Annotated in this window: 18 protein-coding genes and 1 tRNA gene; 12 read left to right on the top strand and 7 right to left on the bottom strand. The window is 61.7% G+C overall.

Going from position 1 to position 20817, the window contains the following annotated elements; genetic code table 11:
* Positions 1–48 precede the first annotated feature (48 nt).
* The 3 genes from BXY39_RS00490 to glk all read right to left on the bottom strand — a co-directional run bounded on the left by BXY39_RS00490 (position 49) and on the right by glk (position 3167).
* Complete coding sequence (locus BXY39_RS00490) at positions 49–1146, bottom strand: patatin-like phospholipase family protein (protein WP_121936936.1); 1098 nt, start codon at positions 1144–1146, stop codon at positions 49–51.
* Between the two features lie 50 nt (positions 1147–1196).
* Positions 1197–1979 (bottom strand): 3-hydroxybutyrate dehydrogenase, encoded by a 783-nt coding sequence (locus BXY39_RS00485; protein WP_121936890.1) that lies wholly within the window; start codon positions 1977–1979, stop codon positions 1197–1199.
* A gap of 183 nt (positions 1980–2162) precedes the next feature.
* Positions 2163–3167 carry a glucokinase gene (gene glk, locus BXY39_RS00480; RefSeq protein WP_170163517.1) on the bottom strand — a complete coding sequence of 335 codons (1005 nt, stop codon included), beginning with the start codon at positions 3165–3167 and terminating at the stop codon, positions 2163–2165.
* Positions 3168–3454: 287 nt separating this feature from the next.
* On the opposite strand from glk, the gene BXY39_RS00475 reads away from it, so the two are divergent.
* From BXY39_RS00475 to BXY39_RS00445, 8 genes are all read left to right on the top strand, one after another.
* The gene (locus BXY39_RS00475; RefSeq protein ID WP_147453410.1) at positions 3455–4426 is read left to right on the top strand and encodes a hypothetical protein; all 972 of its coding nucleotides are present in this window, start codon (positions 3455–3457) and stop codon (positions 4424–4426) included.
* The gene (locus BXY39_RS00470; RefSeq protein ID WP_121936887.1) at positions 4423–5709 is read left to right on the top strand and encodes a hypothetical protein; all 1287 of its coding nucleotides are present in this window, start codon (positions 4423–4425) and stop codon (positions 5707–5709) included. Before BXY39_RS00475 ends, BXY39_RS00470 begins: the two co-directional genes overlap by 4 nt.
* A gap of 78 nt (positions 5710–5787) precedes the next feature.
* The gene (locus BXY39_RS00465) at positions 5788–7170 is read left to right on the top strand and encodes a hypothetical protein (protein WP_147453409.1); all 1383 of its coding nucleotides are present in this window, start codon (positions 5788–5790) and stop codon (positions 7168–7170) included.
* The gene (locus tag BXY39_RS00460) at positions 7167–9524 is read left to right on the top strand and encodes a PEGA domain-containing protein (RefSeq protein ID WP_121936885.1); all 2358 of its coding nucleotides are present in this window, start codon (positions 7167–7169) and stop codon (positions 9522–9524) included. The genes BXY39_RS00465 and BXY39_RS00460 overlap by 4 nt, the downstream gene beginning before the upstream one ends.
* Positions 9525–9554: 30 nt before the next feature.
* Entirely contained in the window at positions 9555–9725 is a 171-nt protein-coding gene (locus BXY39_RS19240) for a hypothetical protein (protein WP_170163516.1), read from the top strand.
* A 4-nt stretch (positions 9726–9729) separates the two neighbouring features.
* Complete coding sequence (locus BXY39_RS00455) at positions 9730–10536, top strand: MotA/TolQ/ExbB proton channel family protein (RefSeq protein WP_121936884.1); 807 nt, start codon at positions 9730–9732, stop codon at positions 10534–10536.
* Positions 10537–10543: 7 nt separating this feature from the next.
* Positions 10544–11632 carry a vWA domain-containing protein gene (locus BXY39_RS00450; RefSeq protein WP_121936883.1) on the top strand — a complete coding sequence of 363 codons (1089 nt, stop codon included), beginning with the start codon at positions 10544–10546 and terminating at the stop codon, positions 11630–11632.
* Between the two features lie 14 nt (positions 11633–11646).
* Positions 11647–12702, top strand: coding sequence for a vWA domain-containing protein (locus BXY39_RS00445; RefSeq protein WP_121936882.1), 1056 nt, complete (start codon positions 11647–11649; stop codon positions 12700–12702).
* 241 nt (positions 12703–12943) lie between these two features.
* Here the strand turns inward: BXY39_RS00445 and BXY39_RS00440 are convergent, their stop codons facing one another.
* The 4 genes from BXY39_RS00440 to BXY39_RS00425 all read right to left on the bottom strand — a co-directional run bounded on the left by BXY39_RS00440 (position 12944) and on the right by BXY39_RS00425 (position 17765).
* Entirely contained in the window at positions 12944–13552 is a 609-nt protein-coding gene (locus BXY39_RS00440) for a glutathione S-transferase family protein (protein ID WP_211332022.1), read from the bottom strand.
* Between the two features lie 157 nt (positions 13553–13709).
* A complete protein-coding gene (locus BXY39_RS00435; RefSeq protein WP_121936880.1) occupies positions 13710–15125 on the bottom strand; it encodes an NAD(P)/FAD-dependent oxidoreductase in 1416 nt (471 codons plus the stop codon).
* A 493-nt stretch (positions 15126–15618) separates the two neighbouring features.
* On the bottom strand, positions 15619–16956 hold the full coding sequence (locus BXY39_RS00430; RefSeq protein WP_121936879.1) for a hypothetical protein: 1338 nt from the start codon (positions 16954–16956) through the stop codon (positions 15619–15621).
* A 734-nt stretch (positions 16957–17690) separates the two neighbouring features.
* Positions 17691–17765, bottom strand: a tRNA-Gly gene (locus BXY39_RS00425).
* Positions 17766–17925: 160 nt separating this feature from the next.
* On the opposite strand from BXY39_RS00425, the gene BXY39_RS00420 reads away from it, so the two are divergent.
* The 4 genes from BXY39_RS00420 (at position 17926) to BXY39_RS00405 (ending at position 20726) form a co-directional block, all read left to right on the top strand.
* Complete coding sequence (locus BXY39_RS00420) at positions 17926–18480, top strand: prolyl-tRNA synthetase associated domain-containing protein (RefSeq protein WP_121936878.1); 555 nt, start codon at positions 17926–17928, stop codon at positions 18478–18480.
* Between the two features lie 201 nt (positions 18481–18681).
* The gene (locus BXY39_RS00415; RefSeq protein WP_121936877.1) at positions 18682–19650 is read left to right on the top strand and encodes a tetratricopeptide repeat protein; all 969 of its coding nucleotides are present in this window, start codon (positions 18682–18684) and stop codon (positions 19648–19650) included.
* A 94-nt stretch (positions 19651–19744) separates the two neighbouring features.
* Positions 19745–20464 carry an LON peptidase substrate-binding domain-containing protein gene (locus BXY39_RS00410; protein WP_211332021.1) on the top strand — a complete coding sequence of 240 codons (720 nt, stop codon included), beginning with the start codon at positions 19745–19747 and terminating at the stop codon, positions 20462–20464.
* A 34-nt stretch (positions 20465–20498) separates the two neighbouring features.
* Positions 20499–20726 carry a Trm112 family protein gene (locus tag BXY39_RS00405; protein WP_121936876.1) on the top strand — a complete coding sequence of 76 codons (228 nt, stop codon included), beginning with the start codon at positions 20499–20501 and terminating at the stop codon, positions 20724–20726.
* The last annotated feature ends 91 nt before the right edge of the window (positions 20727–20817 follow it).

Genomic DNA, 20817 nt, shown 5'->3' with positions numbered 1-20817 from the left:
TTAGATTGCCTGTCGATTTACATCGGGGCCGGTCGCTGTGGGCCGGCCTCAATTGATCAGTGTTGCAATATCCACCGATGACCGTTTGCCGACGTCATCGCCGTGCGCGGTCAGCCAACGTTCGGCGGCGTCCCGGCCGATATCCCGCAGATGCGTGAGAAAAGCCCATTCCGTATTCATCTTGGATGAGGCGGACATATCGCCGAGCGCAGTATCGTCGGCAATGATGTGCAAACGCTCCTGCGCATATTTGTCCGCATCCAGACGACCCTCGTCAATCAGGCGGGAGACAAACTCGATCGCGCGCAATTCCTTCATCAGGCTGGCATTGAACGTGATCTCGTTTACCCGGTTCAGGATTTCGCGTGCTGATGTCGGCGTTTCCCTGCGTTCCATCGGGTTTATCTGGACAAGCAGAATGTCATGGCTGGCACAGCTGTCGAAAAAGGGAAACAGGGCCGGATTGCCCATATAGCCCCCATCCCAATAGGGCACATCGTCGATTTCGACAGCCGGAAACAAAAAGGGCAGGCATGCGGACGCCAGGACCACATCGGCTGTCAGTTCATCGGTTTCAAACACACGGACCCGACCGGTGTGCACATTGGTGGCGGATATGAACAGCTTGGTGTCTGGACAGTGGCGTATGCGTTCAAAATCCACCCTCTCGGTCAGCAGGTCCCGCAAGGGGTTCAGATTCAGCGGATTCATCTGATAGGGTGACGCGACACGGCTGAGAATATCGAACAGCAAATAGCTTGGGGAATTGTCCAGACTCCAGTCCCCGATCAGCCAGTTGAAGGGACTGCGTTGAATCGGGCTTTTCTGGCCTTCGCGCGCCACTGCCTGCCAAAAACAGGCCAGGGCCTCGCGCGCACCGTCGGCACCGCCGCCGGTGACAAAGCCATGGGCGGTCACCACGGCATTCATCGCACCGGCCGATGTCCCGGACATGCCTTCAATGCTGAGCCGGCCGTCTTCGAGAAGACGGTCCAGAACACCCCAGGTAAAGGCCCCGTGCGCCCCACCGCCCTGCAGTGCCAGATTGACCGGCCTGGTGTTGGAGCGGACCCAGCCCTGGCGTCTTGCCTTGGCTGGCCCTTCGGCCTTGCGGGATCGTCCGGATGTATCGGGGCGTTTGACCATGACGGTCTCCATGCAATGGCAGGATCTTCAGCGGGGTAAGAGGTTTCCGGCTATTGCGCCGTCCATCCACCGTCAACAGGCAGTATGGCCCCGGTAATCGACGCCGACATGTCCCCTGCCAGAAAAACGGCAAGGGCGCCTATCTGATCGGTGGTGACGAATTCCTTGGTGGGCTGTGCCGCAAGCAGGACATCGCGCTTAACCTCTTCCTCCGTGATACCGCGCGCCTGGGCGGTATCGGGAATCTGCCCCTCGACAAGCGGGGTCAGGACATACCCCGGACAAATGGCATTGACGGTGATACCGTCCGTGGCCACTTCCAGGGCCACCGTCTTGGTCAGGCCCGCAATGCCGTGCTTGGCCGCCACATACGCCGCTTTATAGGGCGATGCCACCAGCGCATGCGCAGACGCCAGATTGATGATGCGTCCCCGCCCCGCCTGTTTCATCAACGGCACCGCGGCACGCATGCTGTGGAAGGCGGACGACAGATTGATCCCGATAATCGCATCCCACTTTTCGGGCGGAAAATCCTCGACCGGGGCCACATGCTGCACGCCGGCATTGTTCACAAGGATATCGAGCCGGCCGAATGTCTTATGGGTCGATGCGACCATGTCGGCAATTTCGGCGGGTTGCAGCATATTGGCGGGGTGGTAGGCAATTGTGGAACCGGTCTCGGCTTCGAGGGCGGCACGGGTCTTTTCAATGTCGTCCGCATCGCCAAGACCGTTCAGCACAACGGCGGCACCGGCCTGTGCCAGGGATCGGGCCATGCCCAGCCCGATGCCGCTTGTCGATCCCGTCACAATGGCAACCTGGTTTTTCAGCATGGCCTGTCTCCTGAAATCCGAACACCGGTCTCAGACCCCCGGACAGTCATCCATCGGTCGGTCCCGGCCTGTATCATCATGCAGGACAGTGATACCCGTCTGATTGCTGCAACGCAACATAAAGTGGATGGAACCGGCATCCCCGACACGGATGGAAAATGGCCGGACAGAACAAAAACCGCATCAGCGTGACAGAAGCCTCCCCAACACGACTGCCGCGCCGGCAAGGCCGGGCTCCTCCGCCATAATGACCTGTGTCGGAATTTCGCGCATATAATCCTCAAACCGGCCCTTGTCTTCAAAACTGTCCCGGAAACGGCCGGCCCGCAGGGTTTCGAGCAACGGCGGCAGAATACCGCCACCAATCAGCACACCGGTCCGCGCACCGGTCATCAGCGCCAGGTCGCCGCAGTAAGAGCCGAAAATGGCCATGAATTCATCGATCGTATCGCAGGCCAGCGTCTCGCCCGCACGGGCCAGGCGGGTAATATCCGCCGGCTTCAGGTCCGGCATGTCCACCCCGCTTAATGCCGACATGGCCCGGTACAGATTGACCAAGCCCGGCCCGGACAGAATCCGTTCCAGGCTGACCCTGTCGTGCTCATGGCGCAAAAACCGCATGATCTCGCGTTGACGGTCCGTCCGTGGGGAAAAACCGGCATGCCCGGCTTCCGTCGCGATCACCACCGGCGCGGTCTCCGTGCCGTCATTACTGATTACCAGCGTCGCCGCCCCCAGCCCGGTGCCGGGACCGGTCACGGCAAGGACACGATGGCGCGGCGTGCCCGCAGGCGGACGGCTTTCGCCGACACGGGCAAAGACGTGGGCGGGCAGGATCGGGACGGCATGGGCCACCGCTTCCCAGTCGTTCAGAAGAATGAACATATCCAGACCCAGGGCATGGCGCACATCCTCCACCGCGTCGCTCCACATATGATTGGTCGGATCAATCGCATTGCGGTCAGCAGGGCCGGCAATGGCAATAACGGCCGCGCGCGGACGCGCATCGATTTTTATCGAGGCAAGATATGCCTGGGCCGCATCCACAAAGCCGGCGTGATCGGTGCATTTCAGCGTCCGCATGCACACAAACGAATCCGCCGCACGGACACCGGGCAATTCCGGCCCGGCAAGTGCGAATCGTGCATTGGTTCCACCGATGTCGGCAACCAGACCGACTGCTGTCATGACCCTGTCCTTACCCATCCGCCAACAGAAAACGCGCAACCGCAGTGGGTATTGCCTTTGCACGTATTGTTCTTACGGTATCCGGCAAAAGCATGCTGGCGGCAATCTCGCCGGATCATGTGCCGGGGCACAAAATTACACGCCCATGTCGTATTCGTTCATGCCGTGTCCATTATTGTCATGCATTAATGGCCGGAACGATTTACCGGGAAAGTCGCACGGTATCTTTGCCAAGCCTGTGGTGTACCGCTAGACTGGAGCATGGTGAACAAGTGGTGAAATTGACGGTGGCTGACATGCACTGGGTTGAAATCGCATTGCGCGCGGTTCTTTTGGCGGCTTTGCCGGCATGCGCGTCGCTGGATGCCAGCGACACTGCATCGGCCGTGGAAACCACGGACACCACCGTGGCGCAACCCGATGCCGACGACCCGGCATCGGCGCTGGCGGATGCTTTTGACCGGCTGACGGCGGCGCAGCGTGCCCTGGACAGGGCACGGGCCGATTACCGCGACGCGGCACAAAATCAGACCCTGGACCCACGCGAAGCGGAGGATTTTCAGGGCTTTATCCGCGCACTGGACCGTCAGGTACAATCCGCCTGTACCTCCGTCAGCACCCTGGGCGGGGATCTCGGCGCCCACACCGCCTATTGCACCCCCGCCGCCATGGTTCAGAACACCGCGATACCCCCCTCGGCATACACGCGTGACGAACAGCTGGCCGCCATTGACGCGGAGCTGAACTCGGCAATCGGCACGTTTGACGATCTGCTGCTGCGGGAACAGAAGATTCTTGATCAACAGGCACAAAACAGTGGCGGTGGCAGCGGCGCGGGCGGCGGTGGTGCCGGTAGCGGCAACAGCGGTGCCGGCGGCAGCAGAGGCGGCAGCGCTGCAAGCGGCGGCAATGCCGGCGCCGGCGGGCAAGGCGGGCAGTCCGGACAAGGAGCCGTCAGCGGCGGTGGAATGCCGGGTGACATGGATGCGGACAGCGACGGCCAAAACCCGCAGATACAAGGGCCGCCGGCACCGGCGGCGGGCAGCCCCGGTGCACCTTCGGGCAACAACACACCGCCCGACATCCCCAAGGACATCCCGGACGGACAGGACGATAATGTGGTCGCGCGGCAACTGCGCGAGGCGGCGATGAAAGAAAAAGACCCCGAACTGCGCGCGCGCCTTTGGGAGGAATATCGTCGTTACAAGAAAAGCATCGGCGGCACGGCAAGTGCGCCTGTTGAGGAGAATTCCCAATGAAGCGTGGGTTTAAAACAGTCTTTCTGACAGTGCTGTGCACACTCGCCGGCGCCTGCACCATGTCGTCAAGCAGCGTGACGCCCGCGGCACCCAAACCCCTCAACATGGCCAGCGCCGAACTGCCGGAAGACCGGGTGATGGATGTCTGGATCGAGCAATTCACCCCCAGCAAGGTGGATGAGGACGAAGCCGAGGAAACCGGTGTCAGCGACGATATCCGCAAAGCCGAATCCCGTTTCATCCCGGTGCATCTGCGGGATACGATGCAATCAAGCGGGTATTGGGGGGTCGTGCGCGTGGTGCCGCGCGGCACCGTCGGCGCGGAACTTCTGGTCAGCGGGACGGTGGCCCAATCAAACGGGCGCGAACTGGTCCTGGATGTGACCGCCCGCGATGCCATGGGTACCCTGTGGCTGGAGCGGACCTATTCCACATGGGCCGTGCCGGTCAGCTATGACGGCACCGCGCCCGGCGAACAGGACGCCTTTCAGAATGTCTATAACCAGATTTCAAACGATCTTGCCGAAATACTGATGCAGCAGCCGGCCGCGGAGGTCGAGACCGTGCGCCAGGCCGCGACACTGCGGTTTGCAGCGGACATGGCGCCGTCGGCTTTTGAAGACTATCTGTCGGAGGATGCGCGCGGCGGTGTCATGATCGAACGGCTGCCGTCCGAGGACGATCCGCTCTACACACGGGTGCTTGCCCTGAAGGACCGCGACGACATGTTCGCGGATGTGCTGAATGCCCACTATGGACAATTCTACAACGGCATGTGGGATTCCTATACCAACTGGCGGCGCGCCAGCCTGGAAGAGATTCTGGCACTGGAACAGGTTGAGCGGGAATCGAGCACGAAAATCGCGGCCGGGGTCCTGGCCATTCTCGGCGCCATCGCCATTGACGCCCTGGGTGGCAGCAACAACACCGGCACGTTGGAAGCCGTCATGGTGGGCGGCGGTGCCATGGCGATCCAGGCCGGGATCAATCAGGGTGCCGAGGCGGAAATGCACGAAGTGGCGATTCAGGAACTGGGCCAGTCCTTCGAGGCCGAGGTGTCGCCGATGGTGGTTGAGATTGACGGTGAAACCATCGAGCTGACCGGTTCGGCGGACGTGCAGTATATGCGCTGGCGTCAATTGCTTCAGCGCCGCCATGTCGCCGAAACCGGTGCCACGATCACCGTTGTGGCGACAAACGCGCCGGACGGCGGGCAGACCTGCACGGCAAACACGGAAGATGCCCAGGTGGATGCCGTCGTCGCCGCTGCCGCGGGTTGCTAAATGAACGACATCGGGCCCCCGCCGGGGCATAAACCGGCACCGTCCCCGGCAGCACCCGCCGGGTCGCCGGGCCGGCGGATGAACAGGTTTGTTCTTGGCGCTTTGGCGGCCCTTGTGGCAGCCGCGCTTGGCGTGGTGCTGGTCCTGCCCGACATTGTGAACGACCGGGCGGTACCGACATCTGACACGGTCGTCCAGCCCGCCCCCGTCACCCCGGAAAAGGCCGTTGAACTGGCGCAAGGCAGACGCACCGCCGAAGGCATTCTGGCGCGGGTTCTGCGCGCGCAGGCGGATCTGATGGAAAACCGCGTCGATCAATGGGCACCGGCGGCCTATGACGCCGCGCTGCGCACCCTGGCCGAAGGCGACGTGCACTTCGACAGTGGCGCCTATGAGGCGGCCTCTCGGGCCTATAGCTCGGTCATGGAACAGTTCGACGCCATCACCGCGTCCCGCCCCGAGCGGCTGGCCGCCGCCCTGACGGCCGGCGCCGACGCCTATGATGCGGGCGATGCCGATATGGCGGCACGGCAGTACACAGTCGCGCTGGCCATCGACCCCGGCAATGAAACGGCGACGGTCGGTCTGGACCGGGCCCGCAATTTCGAGACGGTGCGCGCCCACATGCGTGACGGGGCGACCCATATGGAAAATCAGGCCTGGGCCGAGGCCCGCCGGGCGTTCGCCAGCGCCCTCGCCCTGGACAAGGCCTATACCCCGGCCGCCAGGGCCCTGCGGGACGTTGACCGGAAACTGGCCGATATTGTCTTCACACGGGATATGTCCGCCTTTTACACCGCCCTGTCGGCCGAACGGTTTGACGCGGCGGCAAAATCGCTGAACGCGGCGGCACGCAACAGACCGGGCGCACCGGACGTGAAACTGGCGCGGCAACGGCTGGAAACGGAAAGCCGCCGGGCCACGCTTGCAAATCTGCGCGCGGAAGGCACACGGCTGACACAGGCCGAACAATGGACCCGGGCAGCCGACACCTACGCCAAAGCACTTGCCATCGACCCCAATGTCGCCTTTGCCCAGCAGGGCGAAAAGCAAAGCCGGGACCGGGCCGCGCTTGACGCCGGGATTGAGCGTTTTCTGGGCGATCCGACACGGCTTTATTCGCCCGGACCCCTTGAAAACGCCCGGCAGATTCTGTCCAGGGCCCTGGCCGTTACGGACGCCGGCCCGCGCCTGACCGGTCAACGCGACCGGCTGTCCGCGGCCATAGAGGACGCCATCACCCCGCTGAGGGTCAATCTGGTCTCCGACGGTGCGACCGACGTCACGCTCTACCGGGTCGGACCGCTTGGCCGGTTTTCAACCATGCAGGTGGAATTGCTGCCCGGCGATTATGTCATCGTCGGCGCCTGCCGGGGATACCGGGATGTCCGCCATAATTTTCAGGTCCGGCCCGGCACCGTGCCGGCGCCTGTGAAAGTTGAGTGTAAGGACCGTATATGACCCGGACACTGTCGGTCATCGATACGAAAGGCCCGCGCGATTATCCGGCCGGTGACAAACCGTGGTCTCTGGGCGGCGGCGCGGCGGCGAATGTGCCTCTTGACGACGCGCCGGACGGTATCTTGGCCTATATCGGCTATGAAGGCGGGCATTTTTTCGTTCAGGGGATCACGGACGGCATAGACCACAACGGCAAGACCCTCGGTGCATCCGCATGGCTGAAGGACGGCGACCGGCTGGAGATGGCCGGCCGGCGGTGGCTGTGCCGTATCAGCGGTGAACAGGTACGCCTTGAAGCGGCCGAGGCCGCACCGGCGCTCAAGGCCCCGTCCGCCCCGCCGCCGGCACCGCAGCAGCGGATGGATGCCCGCACGCGCAAACTGCTCGGCCGGGCGATGCTGGGGGTGTTCGCGCTGCTGCTGGCCGGGGCTGGCTTCGTTCTTCTCGCCACCCCTGTCAGGGTCGAGATCACGCCCCAGCCCGAAACCGTCGAGATCGACGGCTTTCTGCCGCTGGTCAGCGTTGCCGGCCAGCCGCTTGCCCTGCCGGGCAGCTACCGCGTGCGGGCCACGCTCACCGGCTATCACCCGCTGGACACCACACTGACGGTCAGGGGCGGTGAGGGCGATTTCGCCTTCACCATGGAAAAACTGCCCGGCCGGCTGACCGTCAACAGTGCGCCCGTCAGCGCCGCCGTGGTCACGGTGGACGGCGAACCCATCGGCGAAACGCCGCTGCGGGATGTCCTGGTGCCGGCGGGTCAGCGCACGGTCGAGGTCACGGCCCCGCGTTATCTCCCGGCCAGCCGTACGGTTGAGATTATCGGCATGGACCAAGCACAGGGCATCGATGTGACGCTGGAGCCCGCCTGGGCGGTCGTGCATGTATCCAGCAGCCCGGCCGACGCCGAGGTCACGGTCGACGGTGTGGTTGTCGGCCGCACCCCGGTTGACCTGGAACTGTTGCAGGGCAACCGGCGGATCGAAGTGGGCAAGCCCCTGTTCGAAACCGCCGCCCGCGATATCGCGGTGGAGGCCGGTGTCGATCAACGGCTTCCCACGGTGGCGCTGACACCGTCGCCGGCACGGGTCAGGCTGGTGACGGCCCCGACGGGTGCGACGGTCACGCTGAACGACACTTACCTCGGCCGGTCCCCGCTGAACATTGAGATGCCGCCGAACAAGACCCATATCCTGCGCGCCGCCCTGCCGGGGCATCAGCTTGCCGAACGGCGGATACGCCTTGGCCCCACCGAGGCACAGACGCTCGCACTGGATCTTGAGCCGGAATACGGCACCGTTTTCGTCAGCGCCGACCCACCGGACGCCTTGCTGACGGTCGATGGGGAACCACGCGGCTCGGCGGTGCAGCGCCTGCGCCTGACCACGGTGCCGCACCGGATTGAAATCTCCATGCCCGGCTATGTGCCCTACACGGCTGAGGTCACACCGAAAGCGGGCCTGAGCGACCAGATCACCGTCACACTGCAAACCGAGGCCGAGGCCCGCCGACTGAACACGCCCACATCCGTCACCACGGGCGAGGGGCAGGCCCTGCGCCTTGTCACGCCGGGGCGTTTCACCATGGGATCATCCCGCCGCGAGGTCGGCCGCCGCGCGAACGAACGCGCGCGCGAGGTTCTGCTGACACGACGCTATTATCTGAGCGAACGCACCGTCACAAACGGCGAATATCGGCGCTTCAAAAACGACCATGCGGTCGCGGCGGCAGGGGGCAAAAGCCTCAATCTCGATGACCAGCCGGCGGTCTCGGTGTCATGGGATGATGCCGCGCGCTATCTGAACTGGCTCAGTGCCAGGGACAATCTGCCGGCCGCCTATGTGGAAAAGGACGGCGCCATGGTGCCGGCATCGCCGCCGAATACAGGCTACCGCCTGCCGAGCGAGGCGGAATGGGCCTGGGCGGCCCGCATGGCCGGGCGCCCGCAAAGCGTCCGCTTCGCCTGGGGCGGTACCTATCCGCCGACCGGCAATGCCGGCAATTTCGCCGATGAAAGCGCGCGCGGCATCGTGCCCGCCATTCTGGACGGCTATGATGACGGACAGCCCGTCAGCGCCCCGGTCGGACGCTATCCCGCCAACCCGGCCGGATTTTTCGACCTGGGCAGCAATGTCGCCGAATGGTGCCATGATTTCTACGATATCTATGCGCCGGCGCCGGGCACGGCCCTGACCGATCCGGTCGGACCGCCAAGCGGCACCCACCATGTGGTGCGCGGGGCCAGCTGGCGCGCGGCGGGCATTTCCCGCCTGCGTCTGAGCTACCGGGATTATGCCTCCGAACCGCGCATCGATCTGGGCTTCCGGATTGCCCGCACCGCGGACAGTGAATAACATGCGAAACCGTTAGTCAGGATAGCAGCCATGCCGAAAACACCGTCCAGACCGTCGCGATATGCCCTGCTTGCCATATTGGCGGCCCTTTGCCCGGCGCTTGCGGGCGACACCGTTGCCCAAAGCGGCGCCGGTGGCCGCTTCAACCCGACCGAACGGCTGAACGCCGACACCATCGTCGATTTTCCGGTGGATATCTGAACCTATGCAGCAGCAACCAAACCGCGCCTTTCCGGTCGAATTCTTCTATCAACTGTTCGCACTGTTGATTTCCTTCATCCTGGTCCACGCCGTCTATGTGGCCCTGATACGCCCCCGGGCCGCCGCCTTCCTGGAACGGCAATATGCGATCATGCAGTCAGATCCGGATTATGTGGCAGCACAGTCCCTGTTCGTCATTCTCAAGGATTATGAACAGGAAAGCGCGCTGATCCTCATGTTCTGGGCCCTGGCCATTCTGGTCTACAAAGGGCTGCGGGTGTACCGCCAGCAGCGCCAGCTTGATCTGGAGCTGGTCAATCATGGAGGCGGTGTCGTCATGCCGGGCGACGCTCCCGGGGCGATTGCCCATATCGACACGCTGGACCGCCGCCAGCGCGACTATCTGCTGCCGCGGGCGCTGGTCGCCGCCCTGGAACGCTTCACCGTCACCGGTCAGGTTCAGGATGCGGCCGGCACCGCCCACGGCGTCTGCCAGGCCGAGGCGGAGCGGATGGAATCGGAACTGTCCATCATCCGCTATATCGCCTGGGCCATTCCCTCGGTCGGCTTCATCGGCACCGTGCGCGGCATCGGACAAGCGCTGAGCCAGGCGCACCGCGCGGTCGAGGGGGATATCACAGGCGTCACCCAAAGCCTGGGCACCGCCTTCAATTCCACCTTCGTCGCACTGGTGCTGAGCATCATTCTGATGTTCATCATCCATCAGATACAGTTGATGCAGGAACGTCTGGTCCTCGACACCGGCAATTACTGCGACGACCGTCTGGTGCGGCATCTCAGGTCCGGCTGACCGGGCCATGGCCGCATCCCGCCGCACAGTCAATCCCATCGGCATGGCCTTTCTGGACGTGATGTTCTGCGGGTTCGGTGCGGTCGTCCTTCTTGTCATGCTGTTGAGCGGACTGGCGGTCACCGCCCGCAAGGAGGCACACATCGATCTGCGCGGCGAAGTGCGCTCGCTGGAACGCGCCGTGAACAGCCGCGAACGCATCCTTGATGAACGCAGCACCGCCCTGACCGCCGCCCGGGCGCAGGAAAGTGCGATACAGACGCTGATCGCCGCCACCCGTGCGGACATCCGCCGGCTGGCGGCGGGAGACCGCGGTGACCCCACAGCGGCCGCGGACAGGGTTGCCGCCCTGCGGCAACAGCTGTTGCGTCTGAACGCCGAGGTCGAGGCCCTGCGCGCCGCCGCCCGCGAAAGTGCGGCCCGCGGTGACAAGGTGCGTACCTTTGTCGGTGACGGCGAGCGTCAGTATCTGTCGGGCCTGAAGGTGGGCGGCAAGCGGATCCTGATCCTGCTCGATGCCTCGGCCAGCATGCTTGACCGCACCATTGTCAATGTGATCCGCCTGCGCAACATGGCGCCCGAAGACCGCCGCCGGGCGGCCAAATGGACGCATGCGCTGCGCACCACACAGTGGCTGCTGTCCAATCTGCCGGCGGACAGCCAGTTTCAGATCTATATCTTCGACACCACCGCCCGCCCACTGCTGAAAGACAGCGCCGGACAGTGGCTGGCGGCATCGCAGGACGGCATCATGGACCGCATAGACACCGCCCTCGGGGAGCTGGCGCCGCAGGGCGGCACCAGCCTGCACAAGGCGTTCGCGGTCGTATCGTCCCTGCTGCCGCGCGCCGACAATATCCTGCTGCTGACCGACGGCCTGCCGACGCAAGGGGCCAACCGGCCACGGCGCGCCACGGTCTCGGGCGAGACCCGGCTGAAACATTTCCGCCGCGCGGTCGACCGTCTGGGCAGCGCCGTTCCCGTCAACACGATCCTGTTCCCCATGGAAGGGGACCCGGTGGCCGCCGTCGCCTACTGGCAGCTGGCCACCCGGACGAAAGGCTCGTTCCTCACCCCGACGGCGGACTGGCCATGAGCAGAACCCGGCCCATGAGCAAAACCCGGCGCAGCGTCGATGTCTTCAACCTGTCCTTTCTGGACGTGGTATCGTGCGGCTTCGGCGCGGTCGTCCTGCTGTTGGTGATCGTCAAGGTCTCAGGGCCCGACCAGATCGCCAGGATCGCCGAGGATCTGACGGCCACGGTTCAGCGGCTGCAACAGGAAAATGTGCGGATCGTGCGGGAAACGCAGCGTGTCGACACGGCGCTGGCCGGCACGCGGGACGCCCTGGCCGCCGCGCGCGCCAGCCTGGCCAGCCTGGAGGACGAACGCGCGCGCCTGTCGGCAAAGATCGCCATACAGGACCGAGAATACGCGGCGCAAAGCGCGATCGAGGCCGAACTGCGCACCGCCCAGCAATCGTTGAGCGAGGAGATGCGGCGCCTGCTGGACGCACAGTCCCGCGCCACGGTCGACAACGCCGTCATCGGCGGCATCCCGGTCGACAGCGAATACATCATCTTCATCATCGACACATCGGGCAGCATGCATGGAGCCGCCTGGCCGCTGGTCCTGAGCAAGGTCGAGCAGGTGCTGCGCATCTATCCGGAAGTGCGCGGCTTTCAGGTGATGAACGACATGGGAAATTACATGTTTTCCCACTATGCCGGCCGCTGGATTCCCGACACCCCCGCCCGCCGCGAAACCGTGATCAAACGCCTGCGCACCTGGGCGCCCTTTTCCAATTCCAGCCCGGTGGAGGGCATCACCCGCTCGATCCGGCAATTCGCCGCCGGCGACAAGAAAATCAGCCTGTATATTTTCGGCGACGATTTTGCTGCGGGCTCGGTCGAGGCGGTCGTCCGCGCCGTGGACCAGGCCAATTATGTCGACACAGACGGCAATCCGCGCGTCCGCATCCACGCCATCGGTTTTCCCACCCTGTTCGCCCTGCAGGGGGACATCAGCGAAAACTCGACCCGCTTCGCCGCCCTCATGCGGGCCCTGGCGCAGGACAATGGCGGCAGCTTCGTCGGCCTGAACAGCCGCTTCGAGCCGCCTCGCCATCGTGGCGGACCACCGGCAAGGAGGGGCGGATTTCGTTAGAAAGGGACGCGCGACGCGCGTTTTGCCGGGAATGACCCTGGGCGTCGTCACGTTATTGTTTGAAGGGCTTGATTGTTTGAAGGGCTTGGCCATCCCTCTCCCCCACCCGGCCACCCATAGCATACGATCCCGTGGGTGGCCGGGTGGGGGAGAGGGATGGCCAAGCCCTACCCGATAAAAATCAGAAAAAAGGCAACCAGTCTCTACAAATCAAAAACCAAACACCCCCCTCAAAACAAACCTAAACACCGACCCCAAGCGTCCGGTGATAAGCGGGGCGCTCGGAAACACGGTTGAACCAGTCCAGCGTGGCCGACCCGTCGGCCAAATTCCCCGCCTCCGCCGCCAGTTTGATCTGAAAACCCATCATGCAGTCGGCGGCGCTGAACGCATCGCCGGCAAAATAGGCATGGTCCTTCAGATGGTCTTCGATGCACCGCGACGCCTTTTCCTTCTCCTGACGCAGATAGTCGCCAAGACCGTGGTCGCCCAGCCCCGACATGGCCAGATACCCCAGAAACAGGCCCGGCAGGAAGGGCGCCCCTTCGGCCGCATGCATCCATTCCAGATACAGGGTATGACCGGGCGTGCCCGGCGCGGGATGAAGGCGGTGCCCGTCATCGAATTTTTCAAGAAGATGCTGGGCGATCGCGCCGGATTCGGCGATCACATGGCCGTCGCTTTCCAAAAGCGGTGCTTTTCCCATCGGGTGAATGTCCCGCAGGCTGTCGGGCGCCAGCCGCGTCTGCGGATCGCGATTGTAGCGGACAAGCGCATACTCCACACCCAGCTCTTCCAGAAGCCACACTATTCTTTGTGAGCGCGAAGCATTCAGGTGGTGCAGTTTCATGGCGCTTTCCTTTCGCTGGTGCATGCAGGCCGGTCGGCCTCGGCAATGGAGCCTGTCATCAAGAAACCGACTGACTGATCAGTCAAGCGCTTTTCCTATGGGCGGTCCAACAGGGACCGACCCGGCATGAGCCGGGCAAACAGCGGTACCGTCCGCCTCAGCCGATCAGCAAGTCGGCGGCACGGCGTCCGTCCCGCCAGGCCGTGTCCACATAGCCGGACGGCTCGGCCAGGGCTTCCCCGGCCAGCAGGATGCGGCCCGCCACCGGCTGCCTCAACGTGATGGTGTCGCCGTGACGGTACAGGGAATTGGGATACATATAGGCCCCGCCCACGAACGGGTCCCGGCTCCAGCGGCTCATGGTGAAACCGGTCGGCGCCGACAGCGACAGGCCCAGCTGATCCTGTAACGCCCTGTGGAACAGGCCTTGCGCCTCTTCGTCGGAAAACCCCTCCCAGTCGCGCCCATGCCGGCCGACGGCATATCCCATAAACACGGGCGCGCCGTGCGACCGTGAAAAGTCGACAATCGCAAGCAGGGCCGCTGTGTCGCACAAAAGCGTCATTGTTGTGCCCGCCGGCCAGGTCACGGACGGATAGCGGATCCACAGCTTGGTGAAACTGCCCATATCCATGGCGTCCAGGGCGCGCCGGTGGCCGGCCGGCAATCCGGGCTCAAGGGCGATCGCACCCGATTTGAGGACGCCGATCGACGCCGTCACGATGGCGGCGTCCGCCGGGATCGTCCGTCTGTCGGTTGTGACGACAACGCCGTCCGCCACCCGCCTGACCGCCAGGACCCTTTCGCCAAGGCTGGGTTTTGCGCGCCGGATCAAAGCGTCAAGCAGGGCCTGCATCCCGCCGGCAACTGTCGGCTCGGCCGGGCCGGACGATCCGGTGTCGGGGTCTTCCTTGAACCATATGCTGCCCGACAGGGTGCCCAGTTCCGTGGCATATTCGCTTTCGATCAGGCGGCGTGCCACGCACCCGGCAACGCTGTCGACCGGCAGGCGGCCATCCAGCAGGGCGGCCATACTGGGCAGCGGCGCGCGTCCCCCGGACGGGTCCCCATTGCGGTCATTGGCCTCGTAATCCCTGTATGACGCGGGCACCCGCACGCGGTCATAAAGATCGCCGGTCGAAACCGGGTGGCGCCGGCCGCCGTGAATGGCCGTTACGGCGCCAAAGTCGGTCGCCCCGCCGCCGATCAGCCCCAGTTCTTCCGCCACCGGCAGCAGGGCATTGTCGCCTAGGCGAAGCCAGTTCGCCCCCAGGTCGGCGGGAAACCCGCCCAGCGAAACCGAATGCGCCCGCCCGCCGGCCCGCGCACGGGCGTCGACAACATCGACGCTATACCCCGCCGCAAGCAGCCGCTCGGCAGCGCCGATACCGGCAAAACCGGCACCGACGACGACAATATGCCCGCCCCTGGGGACAGAGACGGGAACGGAGACGGGAACAGAAACGGGGACGGCATCAACCGCAGCGGCTCCGTCTTTTGCGCAGGCCGTCAGCCCGGCCATGACGGTGGCCGCACCGCCGGTGGCGAGAAAACGGCGTCGGGATAGGGTCATGCCATCCTCCCTGCGTGTAAAGGCATGCGTAACGGATTGATTTTTATACGAATAAACAGATAGATCAGGGTGGCGGCACCGGCAAGGCAACAGGCCGTCCCCCGGTGAAAATCATGGGACGACCGTACGACAGCGCCCTTTTTTGGGAACACGGTGACTGACCAATCAGTCAGCCGGATTTCCGTATGGCCCCTGTCATGGCGGCATGTGTAAAGCATAGGCGGGAAACCGGCATGCGGGTCGGAAGCACCAAAGCATTACAGACGGTGTTTCGGATGAATAAAATTTTGAGAATGAAATGGAATTACCTCGCAGCGCTCGTGCAATTCATACAAACAAAAAAAGTGTTTTAAGCTGATACTCTGTAGTTTTCGTAGGTGAAATCAAAAAAATTTCTTTAAATTGGCAAAAATACTTCACAGCTTTTTATCGAATATATCGTTCAATTCACTCTCTAACTATCGATCTTACGGTCCAAGACTAAATTCCACTTTCATGTATTTACTTCGCTGGGTTTAAATTCTTCTACATTGTCATCTTTCACTGGCATCTTTGGCGCAGTGGGTGTCCAAGGCTTCAAATGTTCACCAGCGGCTCGATAAAAATCTGTGATAGCCAAGTTCATACCGTCTAGGAACGTTTTTGCCCCTGAGAACTTACCTGCAAGGTCGCGCACAAGAACCACTTGGAAGCGCGATGGTGCAAGCCTTTGGTTTTCGCATTGTAGTGCGTTGAGGTCTACACGGAGAACTTCCAGGCTCGTCGCGGTATCATGCATACGCCCTGGCCACTTTGCCACGACCTGAATGGTGCCATCGGATGACCTTTGAAGCTGCCGGAGCAGCCAGTTAACACGGGCCTTAGTACTCTTTTTATCTGCAGGAGCCTGAAGTTCCATCATACAAGTTATGGTCCGTAAGCCAAGGTTTGCAGTTACCGTCAGGTCACTTGCTGCATCTGGGATCACAAAAATGCTTGAGAGGCAATTCGTCTTTACAAGGTCCGCGCAATCGTCCTTAAGTCTTTGCTCGGGATCATCTCGGTGCGACTTTCTGAGCTTCACAGACACTGGCGCTTTGAGCTCGCGCGTCAGTAGTAAAGCAATGTCTCGCTGCTCCTGATTCCATGCGCCAACGGTATTCTTGACCTCATTGGAGGCCTTAAGAAGCTTTCCGCCATTCTTCACCGTCAGACAGACTTCCCGCCACTCTTTGTTCATAGCATCAAAAGTCTTCACCCCAGATGATGCATGCGAAAAGTAGCGACAGAATTCTTGGAGAATGTACCGCTGCTCTGGATCAATATCCTGCTCGACATCTATTTGATAGACAGCCTGCGTCAATAAGGAAGTCCACGACCAGTGGAACAGCTTCACCGTACGTGTTGCAGTCTTCGGCACTTTGATTGGGTGGTGGGTCGGTAAAGCGGCAAACTGGTTAGAGATAGTTATAACCGCATCGATTTTATGCTGACGGGCCAGTGCCAAATAGCGCTGTATCTGTTCGGCATCTATAACAGCATTACCAATCTTCGACTCAATGAGAGCAGACCATGTGCGCTTGCCCACGGTCACAACGATAAGCCCGTCCGGTCGGTCTTTTTGGTCTCCATCCTGCGACAGAACGACCTCAGTAAAGCATTGTATTGATGCCCTAGAACCAACTCTCTGACCAACTGTCCTCAGGATTGCAGCAGCAAAATTCTCAACAACCGCAAGCGTCGCCAATAGAATAGATGTTGCCCGGCCCTCTAGCGCTTTTTCGGAAGCCACAGGTATCAACCTCGCGGTTTCCCCTTGGATAAGCTCCAAACCTGTGATTGCCCGTTGCATTGTCACCTTCTCCGTATTTGTAAGACTTTTAACCTCCACAAAAACAGAGATATGTCAACCTAAGCGGTTTTTTATGCTGCCAAGAGTGTATTAAATGAGCAGCTTTAAACCAGCATAAATTTCAACATGATTATTGTGATACACTAAAGAAGGAGCCCCCAGATATACTCTCAGAGGATATACAATTATGATTGTATCAAAGGATATCTATCCTTGTCTCTAATCAGGATTCCTTCGTAAGGCCCATTCGCACTACCTCTTAGTACATCGCTATGACAGCACTAGAGACGGTAGAGTTTAAGCTGAGGCGCTTAAGAAGATGAAACGCGATAGATATTTAGTGTTGCCGAATAGAGTATGCGGTTTTTCGGCGCAAACATCCGAGTGGGCATCTCATCAGTAAGTCGTACTGAATTTCCCCCAATAAGGGAACTCACCGTACCTATAATCCGTCTTCATATACCTTGGTATTATTTGTGTAAAAATAAATAAATTAGATCTCATTAAAATTCCAAAAAATGATACTGAACAATATTGATATTATATTAGAAATATCACTATTTCTATTATATATTACTATAATATTTATCATTCATCATAAAAAATTACCAATCTACCCGAACTGTTCTTTGTAAAAAATAAAACTCCACAAAGCTCCGGCATCAACCGTATCAAACGACAAAGACCTCCGGAAAGGAGATCCATTTGGTTCACTGATTTGTAATGAATTTATATGGAGCGGGCGATGAGATTCGAACTCACGACCCCAACCTTGGCAAGGTTGTGCTCTACCCCTGAGCTACGCCCGCTCGAAACGCGTAAAGGGGGAACGGCACCGCCGTTCGTGAGGCGCGATAATACAAATCGCGCTCCGCTTTGCAACAGGTTTTTTCATGCGTCCCCGCCGGCCCGCGCGCGAGCCTGATCGCGGCGCTTGATCGGCCGCCATGGTACGCTAAAGTCCCTGTCATGCAGACACATGGCCCTCAGGAAACCGGCATTCCCGATATCGAGGGTCCCTTGCGCGCCTTTCTGGACCGGCACGGGATCGCCACCCGGACCCATCGCCACCCGCCCGTCTTCACGGTGGCGGAGGCCGCGCGCCTGCGCGGCGACCTGCCCGGCCTGCATGCCAAATGCCTTTATGTGCGCGACAAGAAAAAGCGGCGCGCCCTGATCGTGGCGGAAGAAAGCCGCCCGGTCGATCTGAAACGGGTGGCGGACACCCTGGGTCTTGGCCGCCTGTCCTTTGCCAGCGCCGACAATCTGCGCGACCATCTGGGCATCGTGCCCGGCGCCGTGACACCCTTTGCCCTGATCAACGCACAGGTGGACGGGGCAGCCATGCCGCCGTTTGCACTGATTCTGGACGTGCGGCTGATGACGGGGGATGTGCTGAATTTCCACCCCCTGCACAATGCCGCCACCATGTCGGTCAACCGCGACGGTTTCACCGCCTTTATCCGGGCCTGCGGCCACATCCCGCGCATCATGGCCCTTCAGGACGACACGGTATCCCCTTGAAACTTAAGTCCTTGTGAAACGGCCGCGAGCATCGCCCGAGGATTGACCTGAAAAACCGGGGCTGGCAAAAGCCCGTGCATATGCCTATGGTCCGAACCACGGTTCGCGGCGGCACCTGCCCCGCCCGGCCGTGACAGGAAGTGCGGGGCAGATGCCTTTGCGAAAAACAGCATCAGCCAGAAACAGGGACCGAACAGACAGATGACAGATTTTCTCGTCGGCGACAGTGCGGGCCGGACAGACGGCGCGGCGGACGACATGATCAAGGACAGCAGTGAAGCCGGCTTCATGGCCGACGTGATCGAGGCATCGGACAGCCAGCCCGTTCTGGTCTGTTTCCAGATGGCGCTGTCCGATGTGTGCAAACAGTTTCTCCCGGTGCTGGAAGGGGCCGTGCGCGATACGCGCGGCAAGGTCGCACTGGTCAAGATGGACATGGACAAAAGCCAGTCGCTGGCGGCGCAACTGCGCGTGCAGACCGTACCCAGCGTCTTTGTCTTTTTCCGGGGACAGCCGGTGCACGGTTTTCAGGGGCCGCTGCCGCCGGCACAGCTGAAAGAATTTCTCGACCAGATATTGAAAGCCACGGGCGCCAGTGACGACGATCCGCTGGAGGCCGCGCTGGCGCAGGCCGACGAATCGCTCACCGGCGGCGAGCCGATGCAGGCCGCGCGGATCTATCAGCAGATCCTTCAGCATCAGCCCGGTCATCCGCAGGCCCTTGTCGGCCTGGCCGAAGCCTCCCTGGCCCTGGGCCAAAGCGATCAGGCACAGTCGGTGATCGACACGCTCGATGCGGCCGCCGGCAGCGACGACATCGTCAAAAACGCCCTGGCCAAACCTGATTTGAAACAGCGCTTCGACAGGGTGCGCACCACCCTTGCCCTGGCGGCGGAGGCCTCGGATGCGGGCGACGCCGGCGCGCTTGAGGCCCGTATCGCCGAAACCCCCGACGACATGGACACCCGGTTCGACCTGGCGCTGGCCTATCAGGGCCGGGGCGATGCCCCGGCGGCGGCGGAACAGCTGCTTGCCATCATCCTGCGCGACCGCGAATGGCAGGACGGCAAGGCCCGCGAACAGCTTCTCAAACTGTTCGAGGCCGCCGGACCGACCGACCCCTTCACGCTCAAATACCGGCGGCGCCTGTCCTCGATCCTGTTCAGTTGACGGGCGACAGCGGGCAGCATGGCAATATTGGTCATGAGGCCAAATCGGTCTATCTGCTATGCTGTCCGGGGGAAACAAGGGAAAAGGGGCGCACATGATGCAGGATGACGGCGATATGGATCACAGCCGCGAGGACGCCTATGATCCCTTTGCCATGCCCAGCGTCATTCCCGTTTTTCCGCTGACCGGTGCCATTCTCCTGCCCGGCAACACACTGCCGCTGAATATTTTCGAGCCGCGCTATCTGGCCATGGTGCGCGATGCGCTGACCGGCACAAAACTGATCGGCATGATCCAGCCGCGCGAACAGACGGGCGGCACCACGCCCTGCCTGTATGACATCGGCGGGGTCGGCCGGATCGAGGAATGCAGCGAAACGCCGGACGGGCGTTTTCTGATCGCGCTGAAAGGGATCAGTCGCTTCCGCATTATCGAGGAATTGTCCGCCACCACGCCCTACCGGCAGGTCAATGCCGACTGGTCCGCGTTCACGGAGGACCAGATCGAACCGCCGGCGCGTGACGGCGTGGCCCGCGACCGACTGCTGGCGCATCTGAAGGCCTATCTGGACCAGAAAGGGCTGGAAGCGGACTTCGACGCCATCGCCCAATCGCCCGATGCCGTTCTGGTCAACACGCTGTCGATGATCCTGCCGGTCGCGTCCGCCGAAAAACAGGCCCTGCTGGAAGCCGGCAGCCTGGCGGACCGAGGCGAAATGCTCAGCGCCCTGCTGACCATGGAAACCTTCGGCTCGGCCCTCGGCGAGGGTGTAACGTCCGACAGCGATGAGGACGGCCCGGCACCGGTCAACTGACCCGTCCCCCACATCACAGGGTCCATATCGACACATGCGGACGACAACAGACGCGGCCACCGAAACCGGCATCCCCCGCAAGCGCGGCAGCACCGACCCCAGGCTTCTGGAAAAACTGGTCTGTCCGCTGACCCACACCACGCTGTCCTATGACGCGGGCGCCCAGGAACTGATCAGCGAAAAGGCCGGTCTCGCCTTCCCCATCCGCGACGGCATCCCGATCCTACTGGTGGATGAGGCCCGCGACCTGCGCGCGGACTAGGCAGTGTACCCATAAACAGGGTTCCCAAATAGAGTGGGTTGTGCTTCAAGCTCCTTGAAGGAGTTGGATGATGGCGCGTTTTGATTTGAGC

It is taken from the genome of Eilatimonas milleporae (genome assembly GCF_003688555.1).
Taxonomy (GTDB): domain Bacteria; phylum Pseudomonadota; class Alphaproteobacteria; order Sphingomonadales; family Kordiimonadaceae; genus Eilatimonas; species Eilatimonas milleporae.
The sequence above is the reverse complement of the archived record's forward strand: the minus strand, read 5'-3'. Positions and strand labels throughout refer to the sequence as shown.

Coding starts and splice junctions, on each gene's coding strand:
- BXY39_RS00490 (WP_121936936.1), bottom strand. CDS start 1,146: ATGGTCAAACGCCCCGATACATCCGGACGATCCCGCAAGGCCGAAGGG.
- BXY39_RS00485 (WP_121936890.1), bottom strand. CDS start 1,979: ATGCTGAAAAACCAGGTTGCCATTGTGACGGGATCGACAAGCGGCATC.
- glk (WP_170163517.1), bottom strand. CDS start 3,167: ATGACAGCAGTCGGTCTGGTTGCCGACATCGGTGGAACCAATGCACGA.
- BXY39_RS00470 (WP_121936887.1), top strand. CDS start 4,423: ATGAAGCGTGGGTTTAAAACAGTCTTTCTGACAGTGCTGTGCACACTC.
- BXY39_RS00465 (WP_147453409.1), top strand. CDS start 5,788: ATGAACAGGTTTGTTCTTGGCGCTTTGGCGGCCCTTGTGGCAGCCGCG.
- BXY39_RS00460 (WP_121936885.1), top strand. CDS start 7,167: ATGACCCGGACACTGTCGGTCATCGATACGAAAGGCCCGCGCGATTAT.
- BXY39_RS19240 (WP_170163516.1), top strand. CDS start 9,555: ATGCCGAAAACACCGTCCAGACCGTCGCGATATGCCCTGCTTGCCATA.
- BXY39_RS00455 (WP_121936884.1), top strand. CDS start 9,730: ATGCAGCAGCAACCAAACCGCGCCTTTCCGGTCGAATTCTTCTATCAA.
- BXY39_RS00450 (WP_121936883.1), top strand. CDS start 10,544: ATGGCCGCATCCCGCCGCACAGTCAATCCCATCGGCATGGCCTTTCTG.
- BXY39_RS00445 (WP_121936882.1), top strand. CDS start 11,647: ATGAGCAAAACCCGGCGCAGCGTCGATGTCTTCAACCTGTCCTTTCTG.
- BXY39_RS00440 (WP_211332022.1), bottom strand. CDS start 13,552: ATGAAACTGCACCACCTGAATGCTTCGCGCTCACAAAGAATAGTGTGG.
- BXY39_RS00435 (WP_121936880.1), bottom strand. CDS start 15,125: ATGACCCTATCCCGACGCCGTTTTCTCGCCACCGGCGGTGCGGCCACC.
- BXY39_RS00430 (WP_121936879.1), bottom strand. CDS start 16,956: ATGCAACGGGCAATCACAGGTTTGGAGCTTATCCAAGGGGAAACCGCG.
- BXY39_RS00420 (WP_121936878.1), top strand. CDS start 17,926: ATGCAGACACATGGCCCTCAGGAAACCGGCATTCCCGATATCGAGGGT.
- BXY39_RS00415 (WP_121936877.1), top strand. CDS start 18,682: ATGACAGATTTTCTCGTCGGCGACAGTGCGGGCCGGACAGACGGCGCG.
- BXY39_RS00410 (WP_211332021.1), top strand. CDS start 19,745: ATGATGCAGGATGACGGCGATATGGATCACAGCCGCGAGGACGCCTAT.
- BXY39_RS00405 (WP_121936876.1), top strand. CDS start 20,499: ATGCGGACGACAACAGACGCGGCCACCGAAACCGGCATCCCCCGCAAG.